The 20,145-nt window shown below is 68.2% G+C and carries 18 protein-coding genes; 14 read left to right on the forward strand and 4 right to left on the reverse strand.

The window, feature by feature from the left end; translation table 11 throughout:
- Nucleotides 1–17: 17 nt before the first annotated feature.
- The gene (gene mshA / locus ACX80M_RS01680; protein ID WP_459308488.1) at nt 18–1,292 is read right to left on the reverse strand and encodes a D-inositol-3-phosphate glycosyltransferase; all 1,275 of its coding nucleotides are present in this window, start codon (nt 1,290–1,292) and stop codon (nt 18–20) included.
- A 119-nt stretch (nt 1,293–1,411) separates the two neighbouring features.
- Here mshA and ACX80M_RS01685 point away from each other — a divergent pair, with 119 nt between their 5' ends.
- The gene (locus tag ACX80M_RS01685) at nt 1,412–1,936 is read left to right on the forward strand and encodes a GNAT family N-acetyltransferase (protein WP_459308490.1); all 525 of its coding nucleotides are present in this window, start codon (nt 1,412–1,414) and stop codon (nt 1,934–1,936) included.
- Here ACX80M_RS01685 and ACX80M_RS01690 read toward each other — a convergent pair.
- Nucleotides 1,933–3,375 carry a family 4 glycosyl hydrolase gene (locus tag ACX80M_RS01690; RefSeq protein ID WP_459308492.1) on the reverse strand — a complete coding sequence of 481 codons (1,443 nt, stop codon included), beginning with the start codon at nt 3,373–3,375 and terminating at the stop codon, nt 1,933–1,935. The two genes, ACX80M_RS01685 and ACX80M_RS01690, sit on opposite strands and share 4 nt — an antisense overlap.
- 70 nt (nt 3,376–3,445) lie before the next feature.
- On the opposite strand from ACX80M_RS01690, the gene ACX80M_RS01695 reads away from it, so the two are divergent.
- From ACX80M_RS01695 to ACX80M_RS01720, 6 genes are all read left to right on the forward strand, one after another.
- Nucleotides 3,446–4,537, forward strand: a complete 1,092-nt coding sequence (locus ACX80M_RS01695) for a carbohydrate kinase family protein (protein WP_252608936.1) — start codon at nt 3,446–3,448, stop codon at nt 4,535–4,537.
- A 78-nt stretch (nt 4,538–4,615) separates the two neighbouring features.
- Nucleotides 4,616–5,896 carry an alanine racemase gene (gene alr, locus ACX80M_RS01700; RefSeq protein WP_252598353.1) on the forward strand — a complete coding sequence of 427 codons (1,281 nt, stop codon included), beginning with the start codon at nt 4,616–4,618 and terminating at the stop codon, nt 5,894–5,896.
- 17 nt (nt 5,897–5,913) lie between these two features.
- Nucleotides 5,914–6,492, forward strand: a complete 579-nt coding sequence (gene tsaE / locus ACX80M_RS01705; protein ID WP_459308540.1) for a tRNA (adenosine(37)-N6)-threonylcarbamoyltransferase complex ATPase subunit type 1 TsaE — start codon at nt 5,914–5,916, stop codon at nt 6,490–6,492.
- A complete protein-coding gene (gene tsaB / locus ACX80M_RS01710; protein ID WP_459308495.1) occupies nt 6,492–7,163 on the forward strand; it encodes a tRNA (adenosine(37)-N6)-threonylcarbamoyltransferase complex dimerization subunit type 1 TsaB in 672 nt (223 codons plus the stop codon). Before tsaE ends, tsaB begins: the two co-directional genes overlap by 1 nt.
- 2 nt (nt 7,164–7,165) lie before the next feature.
- On the forward strand, nt 7,166–7,702 hold the full coding sequence (gene rimI, locus ACX80M_RS01715; RefSeq protein ID WP_252598657.1) for a ribosomal protein S18-alanine N-acetyltransferase: 537 nt from the start codon (nt 7,166–7,168) through the stop codon (nt 7,700–7,702).
- Nucleotides 7,699–8,859 (forward strand): tRNA (adenosine(37)-N6)-threonylcarbamoyltransferase complex transferase subunit TsaD, encoded by a 1,161-nt coding sequence (locus ACX80M_RS01720; RefSeq protein ID WP_252614181.1) that lies wholly within the window; start codon nt 7,699–7,701, stop codon nt 8,857–8,859. The genes rimI and ACX80M_RS01720 overlap by 4 nt, the downstream gene beginning before the upstream one ends.
- 57 nt (nt 8,860–8,916) lie before the next feature.
- Here the strand turns inward: ACX80M_RS01720 and ACX80M_RS01725 are convergent, their stop codons facing one another.
- Nucleotides 8,917–10,068, reverse strand: a complete 1,152-nt coding sequence (locus ACX80M_RS01725) for a glutamate--cysteine ligase (protein ID WP_252614182.1) — start codon at nt 10,066–10,068, stop codon at nt 8,917–8,919.
- Between the two features lie 341 nt (nt 10,069–10,409).
- Here ACX80M_RS01725 and ACX80M_RS01730 point away from each other — a divergent pair, with 341 nt between their 5' ends.
- Entirely contained in the window at nt 10,410–11,861 is a 1,452-nt protein-coding gene (locus ACX80M_RS01730; protein WP_459308542.1) for a glycoside hydrolase family 3 N-terminal domain-containing protein, read from the forward strand.
- A 101-nt stretch (nt 11,862–11,962) separates the two neighbouring features.
- Complete coding sequence (locus ACX80M_RS01735) at nt 11,963–12,781, forward strand: shikimate 5-dehydrogenase (RefSeq protein WP_459308498.1); 819 nt, start codon at nt 11,963–11,965, stop codon at nt 12,779–12,781.
- Between the two features lie 10 nt (nt 12,782–12,791).
- Here the strand turns inward: ACX80M_RS01735 and ACX80M_RS01740 are convergent, their stop codons facing one another.
- A complete protein-coding gene (locus ACX80M_RS01740) occupies nt 12,792–14,033 on the reverse strand; it encodes a class I SAM-dependent methyltransferase (protein WP_252614184.1) in 1,242 nt (413 codons plus the stop codon).
- A gap of 55 nt (nt 14,034–14,088) precedes the next feature.
- On the opposite strand from ACX80M_RS01740, the gene ACX80M_RS01745 reads away from it, so the two are divergent.
- The 5 genes from ACX80M_RS01745 (at nt 14,089) to ACX80M_RS01765 (ending at nt 20,128) form a co-directional block, all read left to right on the forward strand.
- Nucleotides 14,089–14,472: a hypothetical protein gene (locus ACX80M_RS01745; RefSeq protein ID WP_459308500.1), complete on the forward strand. Its 384-nt coding sequence runs from the start codon at nt 14,089–14,091 to the stop codon at nt 14,470–14,472.
- A 209-nt stretch (nt 14,473–14,681) separates the two neighbouring features.
- A complete protein-coding gene (groES, locus tag ACX80M_RS01750) occupies nt 14,682–14,978 on the forward strand; it encodes a co-chaperone GroES (protein WP_018773735.1) in 297 nt (98 codons plus the stop codon).
- 77 nt (nt 14,979–15,055) lie between these two features.
- Nucleotides 15,056–16,666: a chaperonin GroEL gene (groL, locus tag ACX80M_RS01755; protein ID WP_058931792.1), complete on the forward strand. Its 1,611-nt coding sequence runs from the start codon at nt 15,056–15,058 to the stop codon at nt 16,664–16,666.
- 184 nt (nt 16,667–16,850) lie between these two features.
- Nucleotides 16,851–18,374 (forward strand): ATP-dependent DNA ligase, encoded by a 1,524-nt coding sequence (locus ACX80M_RS01760; protein WP_252614188.1) that lies wholly within the window; start codon nt 16,851–16,853, stop codon nt 18,372–18,374.
- A gap of 101 nt (nt 18,375–18,475) precedes the next feature.
- On the forward strand, nt 18,476–20,128 hold the full coding sequence (locus ACX80M_RS01765) for a LuxR C-terminal-related transcriptional regulator (RefSeq protein WP_459308503.1): 1,653 nt from the start codon (nt 18,476–18,478) through the stop codon (nt 20,126–20,128).
- Nucleotides 20,129–20,145 lie beyond the last annotated feature (17 nt).

A 20,145-nucleotide genomic window follows, 5' to 3' on the forward strand; every position in this document is an offset into this window, starting at 1 on the left:
GGTTGGGGGGAAACGGCTCAAAGGTGAGAGAGGGTTGGGGAAGTTGGGGTCAGCCGGCTGGCCAGCTGCTGTTCGACGGCGGCGTGGTACGTTTCCAGCGTGATGGCGGCAGTGCGGTTCCACCCCAGGTTCTCCGCCCGGATGGCCGCAGCCCGCCCCATATCTGCACGGGTGTCCGGATCGTCGTACATCGCTTCGAGCGCGTCCGCCCAGTCCTTGGCATGGTGCCCGTCCACCAGCAGCCCGGTCCGGCCATGGCAGATGGCGCGGGACAGCCCGCCCACCCGGGTGCCCACCACCGGCGTCCCGCAGGCCTGCGCTTCGATGGCCACCAGCCCGAACGATTCACTGTAGGAAGGCATCACCACAACATCCGCCGCCCGGAACCAGGACGCCAGGTCAGACGCGCTGACCGGGGGAAGGTGCGTGACGACGTCGTCCATGCCAGACTCAGCGATCAGGTGCCGGAGGTTGAAGTCCTTGTTGCCGCTGAGGGCACCAAGGATGGTGAGCCGGAGATCGATCTCCGGCCGCCGGGCCCGCAGCAATGCGGCGGCCTTGAGCAGTATCTGCGGGCCCTTCAGCCGCTGGATCCGGCCAGCGAAGACCAGGTGGAATGTCTCCGGCGAAACACCCCGTTCGGCCCGGGACCGCGCCCGGAAGGCGGGAGTGAAGGTGCTGAGGTCCACGCCCGGCGGTGCGACGTCGATCCGGTCGTAATCGGCACCGTAGTGGGACACCAGCTCTCCGGCTTCGGCGGTGGTGTTGGCGATCAGGCGGGCGGCGCCGTCGACGATCCGGTGCTCGCCCTCTTCGCGCCACCGTGGCTCGGGCTGTTCGCCGGACTCCAGCAGGAGGTTTTTTACTTTGGCCATGGTGTGCATGGTGTGGACCAGCGGCACACCCCAGAGCTCCGAGAGCTCCAGGCCGGCGATTCCGGACACCCAATAGTGCGAATGGATAACGTCGTAGCGGCCGTGCGGCTGGCGCTGGCGGATCTGCTCGATCTCGGCCACCATGTGGTGCAGCAGCCCCGGCAGTTCTTCCTTGGGGATCTTCCGCGGCGGCCCGGCCAGCACGTTGTGGACGCACACGCCGGGGTCCGGATGTTCGACGGCGGCCTGGTTGGCTGACGTGGAGCGCGTGAAGATCTCCACCTCTACGCCGGTCTCGGCGAGCGCGGACGCCAGTTCCCGGATGTAGACGTTCATGCCGCCGGCGTCGCCGGAGCCTGGCTGCTCCATCGGGGAGGTGTGGAGGGAGAGTAACGCGACCCTGCGGATCAATGTCATGACTTCTCCTTCCCACCGCTGGCGCGGCGTGGGCCCCGCTGTTGCCCACTCGGTAAAACACTACTCCAGCCGCTCCCGGGCGGCCTCCCGGCACGTGGCCGGCTGCTAACGTGGCGCGTGTGAATGCAGCCACAACACCGCACAGTTCCGCGGAATACTCGATCCGCCCCGCCACGGACGCCGACTGGCCCGGCATGTGGGCCGTGCTGGAGCCCGTCATCCGGTCCGGCGAGACGTTCACCTGGGACCGGGACACAACTGAGGCCGACGCCCGGGCCCGCTGGTTCAAGGATGCCCCCGTCCAGGCGTTTGTGGCCGTGACGCCCGACGGCGGCGTGATCGGCACCGGCGAACTGCACCCCAACCAGGGCGGCGCGGGCAGCCACGTGGCCAACGCCGGCTACATGGTCCACAGCGGCCACGGCGGCAAAGGCGTGGCACGGGCCCTGTGCGCATACTCCCTGGACGCGGCACGGGACGCGGGCTTCCGGGCCATGCAGTTCAACGCCGTGGTGGAAAGCAATGTCCGCGCGGTGGCCGCCTGGCAGGGGATGGGCTTCGAAATCCTCGCCACCATCCCCGAGGCGTTCAACCACCCCACGCTCGGATACGTGGGCCTGCACGTGATGTACCGGAAGCTCTAGCCGCGCCAAAGCCCGCGCAGCGCAGGGAACGCGTGCTCGTAGCCGGCCATGAGCTGTGCCCCCAGGGCGGGGGAATCCACCAGGGGATGCCGACCGAAAGCGTCGACGGCGGCCGCCCGGTCTCCGTGCGTCGCTGCCCGGACGGTGAGCCGCTCCACCTCCTTGACGCGCTGGAGGAGGGTGAGTTGCTCCGGTCCCGGGGCTGACTGCGTAAGCGGCACCGCGCCGTCGGGCGTTACCGTGCAGGGGACCTCGACGACGGCGTCCGCCGGCAGTCCCGGAATGGCCGGTTCCGGGGTGGTGCCGCCGGGGGCGGTCGCCCCGCCAGGACCGGACGGAAGCGTGTTGGGCGTGTTGAGGATGAGCTGGGCGTCCCCGGCTCCCGCCAACGCGCGCATCACCGCCAGGGCGACGCGTTCGTAGCCGCCGCCGGCGAGGTCGTCCTCGTCGCGCTGCTCGCCGTGGGTCCGCGCCTCCGCGAGGTAGCCTTCCTCCCGCGAGCGGCGGGCGGCGTCCCACAGCGTGTACGCCTCCGCCCCGGCTGAGGCGAGCCGCGGATAGAGTTCGGCCTGCTGGTGGTGGATGGACTCGCCGCGGGTCTGGGCCATGGCGCGCATGGCCGCCGCGGCGCTGTCCCGCTGGTAGTAGTAATAGAGGTATTCGTTGGGCAGGGCGCCCAGGTCCTGGAGGAACGGCTGCGGGAAGAGCCGGCCTTCCTCGAAGGTGCTGAGGGCAGCGGCATCTGACAGCAGTGCGGGCAGCAGATCCTGGCCGCCGGACTCCAGCCGGTGGAGCCAGCCCAGGTGGTTCAACCCGTAGTAGTCCACGCCGTCGAGCGTTCCGTCGGGCAGCGTCAGGCCGGCGGCGCGGGCCGCCCGGTGCACCAGCCCACCCGCGGAATCGCAGATCCCGATGACCTGCCGGCCAAGGACCGGCAGCAGGGCTTCGGTGACCATGCCGGCCGGGTTGGTGAAGTTGATCAGCCAGGCGTCCGGGCAGAACTCCCGCATCTGCCGCGCCAGGTGCAGCATTTCCGGGATGGTGCGCAGGGCGTAGGAAATGCCGCCCGCGCCGGTGGTTTCCTGGCCGAGCAGGCCAAGGTCCTGGGCCACGCGTTCGTCCCTGATCCGGCCGGCCGTGCCGCCGGGGCGGATGGCGGCGAACACCAGGTCTGTACCCGCCAGGGCCTCCGGCAGGGACGTCGTGGTGTGGACGGCGGGGGCCTTGGCACCTGCGTTCGGGCCGGAGGTGGGGCCTCCGGCAGCGCCGCAGTCGGACTCGGGCATGGCGCGCAGCACCGCGGTGATGGCGCGGAGGCGGTCGGGATCGACGTCGAACAGCACCAGTTCGCTGACCAGCCCCGCAAACGCGCCGGACGCCAGCGCCCGGTACACAAGCGGCACGCGGAATCCGCCGCCGCCGGCAATCATAAGCCGCATAGTCAGCAGTCTAGGCGGGCGCCGGGCGCGCCCCTACCGTGGGGCCGCGGCAGGGCGTAGTGTGCCGGACATGGACGCCATCCCGGACCGCCGCTTCGACCCGCTCTCTGCCCTCCGGAAACCGTCCGACGGCGGGTTCGACCTCCTCCTGGCCGGCACTGTCTTCCAGGACATCATCTTCACGGGACTGCCCCACGCGCCCGAGCCGGGCACGGAAATCTGGAGCGAGGGCATGGGCAGCTGCCCCGGCGGCGTCGCGAACCAGGCAATTGCCGCGGCGAGGCTGGGACTGCGCACGGGACTGGCAGCCGCCTTCGGCGACGACGGCTACGGAGACTACAACTGGAAAATCCTGGCCGGGCAGGAACACGTGGACCTGAGCCTGTCGCGCCGCATCCCGGGGTGGCATTCCCCGGTGACCGTCTCGCTCAGCGTCCACAACGACCGTTCCCTGGTGACGCATGGCCACCCGGCGCCCGTGACGTCGTCGGAACTGATCGGTCCGCCCCCGCCGGCGCTCGCGGGCATTGCCGAGCTCGACGTCGAGATTGAACCCTGGGCTGTCGCCGCCCACCAGGCCGGCGTCAAACTGTTCGGGGATGTGGGCTGGGACCCCAGCGGCGAGTGGTCACCGGTCCGGCTGGAAAACCTGCAGTACTTCCACGCTTTCCTGCCCAACCAGCGGGAGGCCATGGCCTTCACGGGGAAGGACAACCCGTGGTCCGCACTCTATGCCTTGGCGGACCGTGTGCCCGTTGCAGTGGTGACGCTCGGGGCGCAGGGTGCCATGGCGGTTGACTCGGAAACCGGTGAGGAGGAGTGGGTGCCGTCGTTGCCGGTGACTGCCTTTGATCCCACCGGAGCCGGCGACTGCTTTGATGCAGCCTTCATCGTGGGCAGCCTGGCCGGATGGCCGCTGGGCAACCGGCTCCGTTTCGCCAACCTCTGCGCCTCCCTGGCCGTGCAGGAGGTGGGCGGTTCGCTGGCAGCGCCCGGCTGGGGAGACATCGCGGACTGGTGGAAGCGGGCCAACTCCCGGCCCGAACGCCAGAGCAGCCAGTGGCTCCGCCGCTTCGGTTTCCTGGCGGACATTATCAGCGACGTCCCGCTGGCAGCGCAGCGCCGCGCCACCGCCACCATCGCGCACCTGTCCGACGCCTGACGCCGTGGCGCCCTGAACCGTGCGCCGGGAACGCGGCGCGATTATCCCGGCCCGGGCCCCCGCACTAGAATCACTAGGGTGACTTATCCCGTAACGACCGGTGACTTCCGCGCGGCCTCAGGACCTGATCCTCAGTACGAGCGGTCCGCCGTCATTGACCTGGACGCCATCCGCCACAACGTGCGGCGGCTGGCAGACGCGGCCTCACCCGCGAGGGTCATGGCCGTGGTGAAGGCCGACGCCTACGGACACGGCGCGGTTCCGGTGGCCCGGGCCGCCCTCGAAGCCGGCGCGTCCTGGCTGGGGGTCGCGCACATCTCCGAGGCGCTGGCGCTGCGGGCCGCGGGCATCGACGCCCCCCTGCTGGCCTGGCTGCACACGGCGGAAAGCAACTTCGCCGCAGCGGTGGCTGCCGGCGTCGACATCGGCTGCTCGGGCTGGGAACTGGACCGGATTGTGGCCGCCGCGCGTGACCAGGAACGTCCCGCGCGGATCCACCTGAAAGTGGACACGGGCCTGGGCCGGAACGGCGTAGCGCTCGATGCCTGGGACCAGCTGCTGGGCGAAGCCATGGAGTACCAGGACCAGGGCCTCCTGCGCGTGGTGGGCATCTTCTCCCACCTGTCCGTGGCAGATGAACCCGAACGGCCGGAAACCGATGAACAATTGGCGGCCTTCCGCGAGGTGCTGGCTGTGGCCGAGGACGCCGGCGTGGACGCTGAAGTCCGTCACCTGGCCAACACCCCCGCCACGCTGTCCCGCCCCGATACTCACTTTGACCTGGTCCGCGTGGGCCTGGGCATCTACGGCCTCTCGCCCTTCGAAGGCCAGACGTCCGCCGAACTGGGCCTCCGGCCCGCGATGACGCTGCGCACCCTGGTGTCGCAATGCAAGCAGGTCCCCGACGGGCAGGGCGTCTCCTACGGCCTGCGCTACCGCACCAGCGGCCCCAGCACCCTGGCGCTGATCCCGCTGGGCTACGCCGACGGTGTGCCCCGCATTGCCACCGGCGGTCCCGTCCGGGTGGCTGGCCGGACCTACCCCGTGGTGGGGCGCATCGCCATGGATCAGATGGTCATCGACCTCGGCAACATCGGCCCCGCCGGCGCAGACCTCTTCGGCGCCGAGGCGGTGCTGTTCGGCAACGGGGACGACGGCGGGCCCACGGCGGACGACTGGGCGGTCGCCGCCGGCACCAACAACTACGAGATCGTGACCCGGATCAGCCCGCGGGTGCCGCGCCGGGTCATCAACGAAAGTCCCGCCGTCGAGCCTTCCGGCAGCCGCCCAGCCGGCGACGTTCCTGGCGCCGGGCGTTCTGCCATCGGCAATCCCGACGCCGGGCAGGCAACACCGTGAGCGTGCTCCCGGCAGAGATGCCCACCTGGGAACAGACGCGGAGAGTCACGACGGCGCATGAGACGCACGCGCTCGGTGCCGCTTTAGGGGCGGAGCTGCAGGCCGGGGATCTGTTGGTGCTGACCGGCGAGCTGGGGGCCGGCAAAACCACCTTCACGCAGGGGCTCGGCGAAGGCCTGGGCGTGCGCGCGGGAATCATCTCGCCCACGTTTGTCCTGGTCCGCATCCATCCCAACCTGCCCGACGGCCCGCGGCCCGGTGGCCCGGACCTGGTGCACGTGGACGCGTACCGGCTGGGATCGGCGTCGGAAATTGACGATATTGACCTGGAAAACACGCTGGACTCGTCCGTGACCGTGGTGGAATGGGGGCACGGCCGGGTGGAGCACCTGAGCGAGAGCCGGCTGGAAGTGGACCTGCACCGGGCGATCGGGCTGGACGCCATAGGCGCCGCGGAACCAATGCCCGGCCACACCGAAATCCTCGACTTTGACACCGAGGACTTCGACGAACCCCGCACTATCGTGCTGCGCGGGTTTGGTCCCCGCTGGAGCACCAAGCCTGCTCTGGGCGGCGCCATCGAAGGGACACCCTGATGCTCATTCTCGCCATCGACACGTCCGCCGTGGCCAGTGCCGCACTCGTCTCGGACGACGCCCTCGAAGGCGTGGTGGCCAGCTTCTCCACCGAGGACACGCGCAGCCACGCCGAAGTGCTTGCACCCGGCATCGAGGACCTGCTGGCCTCTGCGGGCGTCACCGGCGGGGACATTGACGCGATCGTGACAGGCGTGGGCCCCGGCCCGTTTACCGGCCTGCGCTCGGGGATCGCAACCGCCCGGACGCTCGCCTTCGTCTGGGACAAACCGCTGTACGGGCTGATGAGCCTGGACGCCGTGGCACTGCAAGTGGCTGAGTCCACCGATGCCGCGGCCGAATTCCTGGTGGTCACGGATGCCCGGCGCAAAGAGGTCTACTGGGCGCGGTACAGCCTCGCCGACGGCCAGTTGCCGCAGCTCGAGGACGGCCCGCACGTCAGCTTCGCGGCCGACCTGCCGGACCTCCCGGCCTACGGCGCCGGCGCCGGACTCTACAGTGACGTGCTGCGCGCAGACCCGGGATTCAGCAACGAACAACCGGACGCCCTCTACCTCGGACAGTTCGCCTTGGCCCGGCTGGCAGCCGGCGGGCAGCTGCTCGACTCCACACCCCTGTACCTCCGGGAATCGGACGCCCAGGTCCCCGGCCCACGGAAGCGGGCCCTGTGAGCATGCCGACCAGCGCTGACGGAGTGGTTTTCCGGGACATGACCCTGAAGGACGTGCCCGCCGTGGACGCCCTCGAACAGCGGCTGTTCCCTGCGGACGCGTGGCCGCTGCACATGTTCCTGTCCGAACTGTCCCAGCCGGAAACGCGCCGTTACCTGGTGGCGGAAAGCGGCGGCGAGATAGTGGGCTACGCCGGCCTGATGTGCATCGAGCCCATCGCGGATGTCCAGACCATCGCCGTCGTGCCTGAATGCGAAGGCCGGGGCATAGGCTCTACGCTCCTGAACAGGCTGATCACGGAAGCCGGTCTCCGCGGGGCGGCGGACGTCCTCCTGGAGGTCCGCGCGGACAACCCCCGGGCGCAGCAGCTGTACGTGCGGTTCGGCTTCGAACAGATCCACGTCCGCCGCGGGTACTACCGCGACGGCGTTGACGCCCTCATCATGCGGCTGCAGCTGGTCCCCGAAGCCACTGCCGACCCAGCGTCAGCTGACCCCGCACCAGCCCAGGATCACACAACAGAAGCAGGCCAGCCATGAACCGCTCGCAGCCCCTGGTGCTGGGCATCGAATCCTCCTGCGACGAAACCGGCGTCGGCATCGTCCGAGGCACCACGCTGCTCACCAACACGGTGTCCTCCTCGATGGACGAGCACGTACGCTTCGGCGGCGTGATCCCCGAGATCGCCTCGCGCGCGCACCTTGACGCCTTTGTGCCTACCCTGCGCCAGGCCCTGGCCGACGCCGACGTGTCGCTGGAGGACGTGGACGCCCTTGCCGTCACCTCCGGGCCGGGGCTCGCAGGAGCACTGATGGTGGGGGTCTGCGCCGCGAAGGCCCTCGCCGTGGCCACCGGAAAACCGCTGTATGCCATCAACCACCTGGTGGCGCACGTCGGCGTCGGGCTGCTGGATGGGAAGTCCGACGGCGGAGCTGCCGCCGGCCGTGGGGCCAGCGGCACCGCCGGCCGTCCCGCCAGCCTTGCGGTTGGGCTCGGCCACGAAGGCCGTCTCCCGGAAAACCTGGGCGCCCTGCTGGTCTCCGGTGGGCATACCGAAATCCTGAAGATCCACAGCATCACCAGCGACGTCCAGCTCCTCGGCTCCACCATCGACGACGCCGCCGGCGAGGCATACGACAAGGTGGCCCGCATCCTGGGCCTCGGCTACCCGGGCGGCCCGGTCATCGACAGGCTGGCCCGCACCGGCAACGCCAAAGCCATCCGCTTCCCGCGCGGCCTCAGCCAGCCCAAGTACATGGGCACCGCCGAGGAGCCTGGAAAACACCGCTACGACTGGTCCTTCAGCGGCTTGAAGACGGCGGTGGCGCGGTGTGTCGAGCAATTCGAGGCCCGCGGCGAAGACGTGCCGGTGGCCGACATCGCCGCAGCTTTCCAGGAAGCAGTGGTGGATGTGATCACGTCCAAGGCCGTCCTGGCCTGCCGGGAGCATGGCATCAAGGACGTGCTGCTGGGCGGGGGCGTGGCGGCCAACTCCAGGCTGCGCGAACTCACCGGCCAGCGTTGTGCGTCCGCCGGAATCAGACTCCACGTGCCACCGCTTGACCTGTGCACGGACAACGGCGCCATGGTGGCGGCCCTCGGTGCGCAGCTGGTGATGGCCGGGATCGGGCCCAGCGGCATCCGCTTCGCCCCGGATTCCTCGATGCCCGTCACCGCGGTCTCACTCCTGGCCTGACCCGACTGCCGCGAAGCTTCCGCCGGTTGAGCCTGTCGAAACCCCGCAGGGACTGCGTTACCCCGTCGGGCCGTTCCGCATCTGCTTGACCAGGTCCAGCACCACGGCCTGCAGGTCGCCGCCGTGCTCTGCAGCGACGCGTCGCTGCCGCTGGTACCCGGCGCCGCGGCGGATGATCTTCTCGACGTCGGCCAGTTCGTCGGGGCAGCCGAGCTTCGCTGCCACCGGCTCAAGCCGGTTCAGGGTCTCCAGGAGGTGGTCGGTGACCAGCTGTTCGTTGCCGGCGGCGTCGAGGATGATGATGGCCTCCATGCCGTAGCGGGCGGCACGCCACTTGTTCTCCTGGATGTGCCACGGCGGCATGGTGGGGATGGTGCCGCCGTTGTCCAGGGTCGTGGAAAATTCATCCACCAGGCACTGGGTGAGCGCCGCAATCGCGCCCACCTCCTCCAGGGTGGCCAGGCCGTCGCAGATGCGCATTTCGATGGTGCCGAGGTTCGGAACGGGCCGGATGTCCCAGCGGATCTCGGACAGGGCGTCGATCACGCCGGTGGTGAACATGTCCTGGACGTAGGACTCGTATTCGTCCCAGGACGGGAACTGGAAGGGCAGGCCCGCCGTCGGCAGCTGCTGGAACATCAGGGCCCGGTGCGACGCGTAGCCGGTGTCCTCGCCGCCCCAGAACGGGCTCGACGCCGAGAGCGCCTGGAAATGCGGGAAGTAATTGACCAGGCCGTCCAGCACGGGGAGTGCCTTTTCGCGCCGGTCGAGGCCTACGTGGACGTGCACGCCGTAGATGACCATCTGCCGGCCCCACCACTGGGTGCGGTCGATCAGCTTGGCATACCGGGCCTTGTCCGTCACGGGCTGCAACTGCGGCGGGCTGAACGGGTGGCTGCCGGCGCAGAAAACCTCCACGCCCATGGGGTCGGTGATTTCGCGCACCGCGGCCAGGGACCGGCTGAGGTCTTCTTTGGCTTCGGCGGCGGTCTCGCAGATGCCGGTGACCAGTTCCACGGTGTTGAGCAGGAGTTCCTGCTTGATGTGCGGGTGTTCGTCGTCTTCGTTGAGTTCGGGGTGCTTGGCGACGACGCCGCTGAGTACTTCGTTGGCCACTGATGCCAGTTCGCCGGTCTGGCCGTCCACCAGGGCAAGCTCCCATTCCACACCAAGAGTTGATTGCTTCGATGAAGCGAAATCAATCTTCATGCGTTCCCCTAACTGTTCAGATATCCCTGGGCACGCGCCGCCTTCAAGTCTAATGCAGGGGTAGCATCGTCTTGATGGCCTTGTTCCTTTGGACCCGTGACAGTATTCACAAAACCACTCTCCTTATTGCGTCCGCTGCCGTGGCCGCCCTGACTGCCTGCACGGCGGTTCCCGCCACCGCCCCGGCGGCCTCTGGCCCTGCACCGGCCTCAACCCCGGAATCAGAGCGGCCGACGACGGCACCTCCGTCCGCTTCTCCCTCACCTGACTCCGGGCTGCTGCCGCTGGGCTGGGGCCCCGAACAGCGGGACCAGGATGCCGCCGCGGCCGCAGTGGCGGCGATGTCGGTCGAGGAGAAGGCCGGCCAGGTGCTGATGCCGGTATACGCCGGTACCGACGCCGAAGCCCAGGCCGGCACCATTGAACGCCTCCATCTGGCCGGGTCCATCATTATGGGCGACAACATTCCGCTCGACGCGCGCGGTCAGGCGGATCCGGCTGCCATGGGTGTTGTCAACGCCCGGCTGGCCCAGGCCGCCAAGGCCGACGGCAGGCCCTGGCCCGGGCTCATCGGCGTGGACCAGGAGGGCGGGATTGTGGCGCGGCTGGGTGCGCCCCTGACCGAATGGCCAACGGCCCTGAGCTACGGGGCTGCCGGCAATGCGCCACTCGCCAAGGACGCCGGCCGCGCTCTGGCCGCGGAGATCGCGTCGCTGGGCTTCACGGTGGACTTCGCCCCCGATGCGGACGTGACCATCGGCCCAGCAGATCCCACCATCGGTGCCCGGTCAATGTCCGGCAACCCGGACGCGGCGGGAGCACTGGCGGTGGCGTTTTCCCAGGGCATGCAGGAGGCCGGCGTCCTGCCCGCCGTCAAGCATTTCCCCGGCCACGGCTCCGTCACCGTTGACTCGCACCAGGACCTCCCGGTGCAGCCCGCGAGCATCGCAGAACTCGAAGCCCGGGACTGGAAGCCGTTCCGGGCGGCCATCGCCGCCGGTATGCCCATGGTCATGACCGGGCACATCGCCGTACCGGCCCTGGAACCCGGCGTCCCGGCGTCGTTGTCCGGCCCCACCTATGCTGCGCTGCGCGGCATGGGCTTCAAGGGTGTGGCGGTGACCGATGCCCTCAACATGGGCGCAGTCCAGCAGCAATACCCGGGAGGCTCCGCAGCAACGGCGGCGCTCGCCGCGGGCGCGGACCTGCTCCTGATGCCCACGGACGTGGGGCAGGCCCACGCAGCCGTCGTTAGCGCTGTCGCGGCCGGAACACTGCCGGCGGCCCGCCTGGACGAAGCAGCTGTCCGCGTGGCCACCATGATGACCTGGCGCGGCCGCGTCACGTCGCCGCCTGCGCGGTCGGCCCCCGCCAGCGCAGCCCCCGGCAGCGGCGCCGACACCTCGGCGCGGGTCTCCGCGGCCGCCGTCACGGTGCTGTCCGGACACTGCGGCGTGCCAATCGTCGAGGGAAGCATCCGGATTGCCGGAGGATCAGCGCAGGACCGGGCGCGGTTTGAGGCTGCCGCAGCGAAGGCCGGGCTCGGCACCGGGGCGGGCCCCCTGGTCAGCCTCATCGGTTACGCCGGTCGGCCGGTTGGGGGCGATATCGCTGTGGCACTGGATGCGCCGTGGCCGCTGCAGGATTCCACTGCCCCGGTGAAGATTGCGCTGTACGGCCGCACGCCTGGCGCCTTTGACGCCCTTGTTGCCGTGTTGGCAGGCAAGGCGACTGCCCCGGGAAAGCTGCCCGCCGCCGTCGGAAGCTATCCGGCCGGGACAGGCTGCCCGTAACGAAAAGTACCCACCCCAACTAGGTAGCGCTATCTGTCGTTTTGAGACCTCAAAACGACAGATAGCGCTACCTAGTTGGGCGAGACGGGTTTAATGGACAGGTGCCCATTCTGAATAAAGACATGACCCTGTGTATTTCGCTGTCGGCCCGGCCCAGCAACAACGGGACGCGGTTCCACAACCACCTCTACGACCAGCTGGACCTGAACTGGATCTACAAGGCCTTCGCCCCCACCGACCTGGCCCAGGCGATCGCCGGCGTCAGGGGCCTGGGAATCCGCGGCTGCGCGGTGTCCATGCCGTACAAGGAGGACGTGATGGCCCTCGTGGATGAGCTGGATCCTTCCGCTAAAGCCATCGATTCGGTCAACACAATCGTGAACACTGATGGGCATCTGAAGGCCTACAACACCGACTACACCGCCATCGAGCAGCTCCTCGCAAGCAACGCCGTGCCCACGGACTACTCGGTGCTGGTCCAGGGCGCCGGCGGCATGGCCAAGGCCACCGTCGCTGCCCTGCGGGACGCCGGCTTCACGGACGTCACCGTCATCGCCCGGAACAAAGACACCGGCAGGGCGCTCGCAGAGCAGTACGGGTTCCAGTGGCGGGCAACGCTCGACGGCGGCACGGCAGACCTGATCATCAACGTCACCCCCATCGGTATGGCAGGGGGCCCGGAACTGGACTCGCTGTCCTACCCGGAAGATGCGATCGCCGCAGCCAAAGTGGTGTTCGACGTCGTGGCGCTGCCCGCGGAGACGCCGCTGATCAAGGCGGCCCGCGGCGCCGGGAAACAGGTCATCACCGGCGCCGAAGTGGCCACCATCCAGGCGCTCGAGCAGTTTGTGCTCTACACCGGTGTCCGGCCCACCGATGAGCAGGTCCGGGCGGCAGAGGATTTCATGCGCGCCCAGTAGGACGCGCCCACTAGGACAACGTTTGGACAGGTTCCACCGAGATGGCCACCCGGTCCTCCCCAATGCGGGTCAGGACCAGGGTGGCTGTTTTTTGTCCGGCCTTTTTCCCGGCCACCTTGCTTCCGGCGAACAGCTGCTTGCGCAGTTCCTCCGGGGTTACCGAGGTGCCGCGCTTTTTGATGTCCAGCACCGTGATGCCGTTCTCCTTCACCCAGGCCTTGAGCGCCTTGACGTTGTACGGCATCACTTCCAGGACCTTGTAGGCGCGGGCGAACGGCGTGTCCACCAGCTCCGGAGCGCAGATGTAGGCGATGTGCTCGTCCAGCAGGTGCCCGCCCAGTTGAAGCGCGACGTCGGCCACCAGGCCGGCGCGGATCACCGCGCCATCGGGCTCATACAGGTAGCCCGCTGCCGGACCCACCGGCGCGGCGGGACCGCCGTCGAAGTCTTCGGCGCTGGTCAGCTCGGCGGCACCCTGCGGGCCGAGCAGCAGCGCCGCACGGCGGATTCCGGGCCGGCGCACGGAGTTGAACCACAGGGCCACTTCGGTGACGTCGCCGCCCACCGATACCCACTGCGCTTCGCAGCCGGCGGGAACTGACTCGTGCGGCATGCCGGGGCCCATTTTGACGCCAACGGCGCGCCCGGTGGCGGCGAGCGATTCCACAAAGGACAGCGGCGGTGAAAACGCCTCAGGATCCCATATCCGTTTGGTACCCGAGGTGGAAGTGACACGGCGTGCGGGATCCAGCCAGACGCCGTCGACCCCGTCCAACGGGACGGTGGTGGCGTCGGAGTGCACCACGGTGGCGTTGGGGAAGGGGATCAGGTTGACCGTGGCGCAGGCGGCCGTGGTTTCGTCCATTTCCACGGCCGTGACCGTGATGTCCATCGAAGCCAGGGCCAGGGAGTCTGCGGCAAGGCCGCAGCCGAGATCGGCCACGTGGCGGACACCGGCCTGCGCAAACCGCTCGGCATGCCTGGCGGCCACCGTGAGACGCGTGGCCTGTTCCAGCCCGGCCTGCGTGAAGAGCATGCTCCGGGCGAACTCGCCGAACTTCAGCTCCGCCTTGGTGCGCAGCCGGGACTGGGTGAGGACGGCGGAGACCAGTGCAGGGGAGTGCCCGGCCTTGCGGAGGGCCGCGTTGAGCTCCAAGGACTTGTCCTCGCGGTACGGGCCCAGGGACGCCAGGAGCTCCCAGCCTTCGCTCGTGAGCAGTGGGGCGATCTGGTCCTGCGGTGCTTGAGCCATGGGTTCAAGCCTAGTGGAGGTAGCCCGGCGGCCAGTTCCCGCTAGGGTTAAAGGCATGGAAGACAGCGCAGGCACCCAGCCGTCCGGACTACCCCAAGAAAGAGAGCCGGACCTGGTGAAGTTTGCCCGCCCCGCGCTGATTGCAGGATCCGCAGTGGCCGTGGTCTGCGTCGCGCTGCTGGTAATCATCCTCCTCCTGGACACGTTCAACGCCACCGTCTACTCCGTGGGCGGCAAGAACATCCAGGATGCCACGGACGAGGCACAGGAGATCCGCGGCCTCTACGCCGGGGCGCGCATAGGCGGCATCATCCTGCTGGTGGTCTCGCTGCTGGCTGCCGTGGGCGGCGCCGTGGTGATGTACCTGCGGCGGGGCGCCGTTGAGGAAGGGGACGACGGCGACGAGGACGTCGATCTCGAAGACCTCACCGGCCGGTAACAGCTGTTCGCCAGCGACATAATTCTGGCACTCGCCTTGACCGAGTGCTAACCAATACATAGAGTCATCATTAGCACTCTCCCTAGGAGGGTGCTAACACATGAAGAGCTGCCAGCCAGGCTGCTGCCGGCACCGCGACGACGGTTTGCCAGCCACGGCGAAGCAGCTCAACTGTCCATGAATTTGCTGACGTAGAAGGAGAGGTCCGAGTGTCGGTCTCTATTAAGCCTCTTGAGGATCGTATTGTTGTCCGCCCGCTCGAAGCCGAGCAGACCACGGCTTCCGGCCTGGTTATCCCGGACTCCGCACAGGAGAAGCCGCAGGAAGGCGAAGTTGTTGCAGTAGGCCCCGGCCGCTTTGACGACAACGGCAACCGCGTTCCGATCGATGTTGCCGTTGGCGACGTTGTTATCTACTCCAAGTACGGCGGAACTGAAGTCAAGACCGGTGGCACCGAGTACCTCGTGCTCTCCGCCCGCGACGTTCTGGCGATCGTCGTAAAGTAACTCTTTGGATCCCCGTACTGCTGTTCCGTCCCTGACCGAACAACAGTGCGGGGTTCTGTCTTTGAAAGGACAAAACCATGGCAAAGCAGCTTGCGTTTAACGACGCTGCACGCCGGTCGCTTGAAGCCGGCATCGATAAGCTCGCCAACACTGTCAAGGTGACGCTCGGCCCCCGCGGCCGCAACGTTGTCCTCGACAAAAAGTGGGGGGCACCCACCATCACCAATGACGGCGTCACCATCGCCCGCGAAATTGAGCTTGATGACCCGTATGAAAACCTTGGCGCGCAGCTGGCCAAGGAAGTAGCCACGAAGACCAACGATGTTGCCGGCGACGGCACCACCACGGCCACCGTGCTCGCCCAGGCCCTGGTCAAGGAAGGCCTGCGCAACGTTGCGGCGGGCGCCGCTCCGGGCCAGATTAAGCGTGGCATCGAGGTTTCCGTAGAAGCCATTGCAGCCCGCCTGCTCGAGAACGCACGCCCGGTTGAAGGCACGCAGGTTGCCAGCGTGGCAGCAATCTCGGCCCAGAGCGACGAAATCGGCGAGCTCCTCGCCGAGGCATTCGGCAAGGTCGGCAAGGATGGTGTGATCACCATCGAGGAGTCCTCCACCACGCAGACCGAGCTGGTCCTCACCGAGGGCATGCAGTTCGACAAGGGCTACCTGTCCCCGTACTTCGTGACCGACTCCGAACGCCAGGAAGCCGTCCTCGAAGACGCCCTTATCCTGATCAACCAGGGCAAGATCTCCTCCGTGCAGGACTTCCTGCCGCTGCTGGAGAAGGCGCTGCAGAGCTCCAAGCCGCTCTTCATCATTGCGGAAGACGTTGAGGGCGAGGCCCTGTCCACGCTGATCGTCAACCGCATCCGCGGCACGCTGAACGTTGTTGCCGTCAAGGCTCCGGGCTTCGGCGACCGCCGCAAGGCCATGCTGCAGGACATCGCCACCCTCACCGGTGCGCAGGTCATCTCCGCGGAACTGGGCCTCAGCCTGGATTCGGTTGGCCTTGAGGTGCTGGGTACTGCCCGCCGCATCACGGTCACCAAGGACAACACCACCATCGTTGACGGCGCCGGTTCCGCAGAAGACGTCGCAGCCCGGGTTTCCCAGCTGCGCGCCGAGCTGACCCGCACCGACTCCGACTGGGACCGCGAAAAGCTCCAGGAGCGCCTGGCCAAGCTGGCCGGCGGCATCGGTGTCATCAAGGTCGGCGCAGCCACCGAAGTTGAGCTGAAGGAAAAGAAGCACCGCATCGAAGATGCAGTGTCCTCCACCCGCGCCGCCCTCGAAGAGGGCATCGTGGCCGGTGGCGGTTCCGCGCTGATCCACGCACTGAAGGCCCTCGACGAGGACCCTGCAGTCAAGGCACTCGAAGGCGACGCCGCCGCTGCTGTGGGCATCGTCCGCCGCGCGCTGGTCCAGCCGCTTCGCTGGATCGCCCAGAACGCCGGTTTCGACGGCTACGTTGTCACCGCCAAGGTTGCCGAGCTCGAAACCAACAACGGCTTCAACGCCAAGACGGGCGAGTACGAGGACTTGATCGCCGCCGGTGTCATCGACCCGGTCAAGGTCACCCGTGCAGCCCTGCGCAACGCGGCATCCATCGCTGCGCTGGTTCTCACCACCGAGACCCTCGTAGTGGAGAAGCCCGCTAACGAAGACGAGCACGCAGGCCACAGCCACTAATCCCCACAGTCTCCCTCACCTCGCTTCGCTCGGTCAGGGAACCCTGACGGCGTGGGCCCACTCACCGTCTCCGCACAAGAACCGGTCCAGCTTCGGCTGGGCCGGTTTTTTGTGCCACAAACCACTCGCGGCCCGCTTTTCCCGCCTACGCGCCCGGCGTCGGCGGGCGTGGCAGACTGATGCCATGCTGCTAGACGAGCTCGTGAAAACCACGGATGCCGTCGCGTCGACCCGCTCCCGACTCGCGAAGATCGACGCACTGGCCGACCTGCTGCGCCGGCTCGAGCCCGTGGACATCGCGGCCGCCGTCGGCTTGCTCATCGCCAAGCCGCGGCAGGGCCGTGTTGGGATCGGCTGGCGCGGTATGACAGCAGCCATGGGGGAGCCGGCCGCCGAACCGAGCCTGACCGTCGCCGACCTCGACGCTGCGCTGGACCGGCTGCTTGTCACCGCAGGCGCTGGATCAGCCGCGGAGCGCGCCGCGACCCTCCGGATGCTCACAGCGGCAGCCACCGAGCGCGAGCAGGCCTTCATCGCCGGCGTGCTGCTCGGCGAACTGCGAACCGGCGCGCTCGAGGGGGTGCTGACGGATGCCGTTGCCCGCGCCGCCGACCGGCCCGTCGACGCCGTACGCCGCGCGGCGATGCTCTCCGGCGATCTCGGCGGGACCGCCCTGCTTGCGATCACGGGAACGGCGGCCGAGCTCGACGCCGTCGGCCTCGTCGTCGGCCGTCCCGTGCAGCCCATGCTCGCCGCAACCGCGGCCAGTGCCAGCGTGGCGCTGGAGGTGACGGGGGAAGCATCCGTGGAATACAAGCTCGACGGAGCGCGCATCCAGGTGCATCGCGTCGGCGACGAAGTTCGCATCTACACCCGCACCCTGGCCGACGTGACCCACCGGCTGCCCGAGGTGGTGGAGGTGGTGCGAGGGCTGCCGGTGCGCGATGTGATCCTCGACGGCGAGACCCTCGCCCTCGACGAGGCCGGCGGCCCGCGACCGTTCCAGGAGACCATGTCGCGGTTCGGGGCGGATGCGGCGCGCGCCACGGTGCTGCATCCCTGGTTCTTCGACGTGTTGCACATCGACGGGCGCGACCTGCTCGACGAACCGCTGGCGACGCGCCTCGGCGTGCTGGAGCGCATCGCCCCTGAGCACCGGATCCCGGGGGAGATCACGGCGGACGCGGCCGTTGCCGAGAGAGTGTCGCGTGATGCGCTCGCCGCGGGCCACGAGGGCGTGGTGGTGAAGGCGGTCGGATCGGCCTACGCGGCCGGGCGGCGTGGCTCCAACTGGATCAAGGTGAAGCCGGTGCTCACGTACGACCTGGTGGTGCTCGCCTGCGAGTGGGGGTCAGGCCGGCGGACAGGGCTGCTGTCGAACCTGCACCTCGGAGCCCTCGACCCGGCCGGCGAGTTCGGCGAACCCGGCGGCTACGTGATGGTGGGCAAGACATTCAAGGGCCTAACCGACGCGATGCTGCGCTGGCAGACCGAGATCTTCCAGGAGCTCGAGGTGCGGCGCACGGCGGGCACAGTCTGGATCGAGCCAGTCACCGTGGTCGAGGTCGCGATCGATGGCGTGCAGCGTTCCTCGCGCTATCCGGGCGGAATCGCGCTGCGATTCGCACGCGTCAAGCGCTACCGCGACGATAAGACGGCGGCGGAGGCCGACACCATTCAGACGCTGCGCGCGCTGCTGCGTTCGTAGTTGTGCCGCTTCTCCACCGGGCGTACCGTGGCGCTTAAGTACCGCCGCACCCAGCGTGCGCGGGCCAACAGGTTGGGCGGTTGGTGTCCGAAAGGGGCCAGATGTCAGCTGAAACAGGCATTGACCAGGGCAGGTCAGCCTTCCAGAAACATCGCTGGACCGAGGCATATCAGACTTTCCGTGAAGCCGATAAGCGTGGCGGGTTGCCGGCTGCCGACCTCGAACGGCTGGCTACGGCCGAGATCCTGACCGGGGAAAGCACCACAGGACTGGAGACCCTCACCCGTTCTCACGAGGAGTACCTTGGGATGGGCGACGCCGAGAGTGCCGCACGGTGCGCGGGCTGGATGGGCATGCAACTGATGTTCCTTGGGGAGCAGGCTCGGGCCGGAGGGTGGTTTGCCCGCGGCCAGCGGCTCGTGGATGAACTGGCCGAGCCCAGCGCAGTCCAGGGCCTGCTGCTTGTGCCGATGGGCCTGGGCAAACTTTACGGCGGTGATCCGGCGGGCGCCTTGCAGGTTTTCTCCCGCGTTGCCGAATTCGGCCAGCGGTTCCACGACAAGGACCTGTCCGCGCTGGGCCTCCTCGGCACAGGCCAGGCCACGCTGATGCTTGGTCACCCTGAGAAGGGACTCAAGATGTTCGACGAGGTCATGGTGGCCGTCACGGCAGGTGAACTCTCCCCGATCCCGTCGGGGATTATCTACTGCGCAGTCATCGGCAACTGCCACCTGGTCTACGATCTGGAGAGGGCCTTGGAATGGACGGCTGCCCTGGATCGCTGGTGCCGTGCACGCCCTGACATGGTGTCCTTCAGCGGCCAGTGCCAGTCGCACCGCGCCGAACTCTTCATGCTCCATGGGGCCTGGGCCGAGGCACTGATGGCGGCTGCGGCTGCCCAGGGACTTGCCGTAAGGGGTGATCCCCAGGCGCTTTACGGAGGCTACTACCAGCAGGGGGAGGTGGAACGGCTGGGTGGAAAACTGGACGACGCCGAAGCTTCCTACCGGCAGGCGGCCCGATCTGGCTATGAGCCACAGCCTGGCCTCGCTCTGGTCTGGCTGGCCCGCGGTGATGCGCAGCAGGCACAAGCGATGATCCGGAGGGCAGCTGGCGCGGCAGACCTCGCTACCCGCCGGAACATGTTGCCGGCACTGGTGGAGATCGAGCTGGCCGCCTCCGACGTGGCAGCGGCGCGGCGAGGTTTTCAGGAGCTGGAAGCCCTGGCCCACGAATACCCTATGCCCATGATCCGGGCCGTTGCCGGCCAAGCGGACGGCGCGGTCCGACTGGCCGACGGCGATCCCTCCGCTGCCCTGAAACCGCTCCGGGAGGCGTGGAGACTGTGGCAGGAGCTCGGTGTCCCGTACGAAGCGGCGCGCTGCGAGGCGTTGGCCGGCAGCGCCTGCCGCGCACTTGGCGATGAAGCCTCGGCGCTGATGTACCTGGAGGCGGCCCAGGCTTCGCTCCTGGACCTGGGCGCGGCGCCGGCGGCAACGTGGGCGGCATCCCTGCTGCACGAAGGCATGTTGGGTAGCGGGGCCACGCCAGGCACGGCTGGTCTCCTCACCCGCCGCGAGCTTGAAGTCCTTCAGCTGGTGGCAACCGGAAAGGGCAACCGGGCCATCGCCGGCGAGCTGTACCTGAGCGAAAAGACCGTGGCGCGGCATATCAGCAACATCTTCCTGAAACTGGGCCTGACGTCCCGGGCAGCCGCCACCAGCTATGCCTATGAACACGGACTGACTACATAGAAATACCCAGCCCCATC

The sequence above is a fragment of the Pseudarthrobacter sp. MDT1-22 genome, from assembly GCF_054511035.1.

Coding starts and splice junctions, on each gene's coding strand:
- ACX80M_RS01695 (WP_252608936.1), top strand. CDS start 3,446: ATGGACGCCATCCCGGACCGCCGCTTCGACCCGCTCTCTGCCCTCCGG.
- ACX80M_RS01760 (WP_252614188.1), top strand. CDS start 16,851: ATGCTGCTAGACGAGCTCGTGAAAACCACGGATGCCGTCGCGTCGACC.
- tsaE (WP_459308540.1), top strand. CDS start 5,914: ATGCCCACCTGGGAACAGACGCGGAGAGTCACGACGGCGCATGAGACG.
- mshA (WP_459308488.1), bottom strand. CDS start 1,292: ATGACATTGATCCGCAGGGTCGCGTTACTCTCCCTCCACACCTCCCCG.
- ACX80M_RS01690 (WP_459308492.1), bottom strand. CDS start 3,375: ATGCGGCTTATGATTGCCGGCGGCGGCGGATTCCGCGTGCCGCTTGTG.
- groL (WP_058931792.1), top strand. CDS start 15,056: ATGGCAAAGCAGCTTGCGTTTAACGACGCTGCACGCCGGTCGCTTGAA.
- rimI (WP_252598657.1), top strand. CDS start 7,166: ATGCCGACCAGCGCTGACGGAGTGGTTTTCCGGGACATGACCCTGAAG.
- ACX80M_RS01730 (WP_459308542.1), top strand. CDS start 10,410: ATGTCGGTCGAGGAGAAGGCCGGCCAGGTGCTGATGCCGGTATACGCC.
- ACX80M_RS01745 (WP_459308500.1), top strand. CDS start 14,089: ATGGAAGACAGCGCAGGCACCCAGCCGTCCGGACTACCCCAAGAAAGA.
- ACX80M_RS01765 (WP_459308503.1), top strand. CDS start 18,476: ATGTCAGCTGAAACAGGCATTGACCAGGGCAGGTCAGCCTTCCAGAAA.
- ACX80M_RS01725 (WP_252614182.1), bottom strand. CDS start 10,068: ATGAAGATTGATTTCGCTTCATCGAAGCAATCAACTCTTGGTGTGGAA.
- ACX80M_RS01740 (WP_252614184.1), bottom strand. CDS start 14,033: ATGGCTCAAGCACCGCAGGACCAGATCGCCCCACTGCTCACGAGCGAA.
- tsaB (WP_459308495.1), top strand. CDS start 6,492: ATGCTCATTCTCGCCATCGACACGTCCGCCGTGGCCAGTGCCGCACTC.
- ACX80M_RS01720 (WP_252614181.1), top strand. CDS start 7,699: ATGAACCGCTCGCAGCCCCTGGTGCTGGGCATCGAATCCTCCTGCGAC.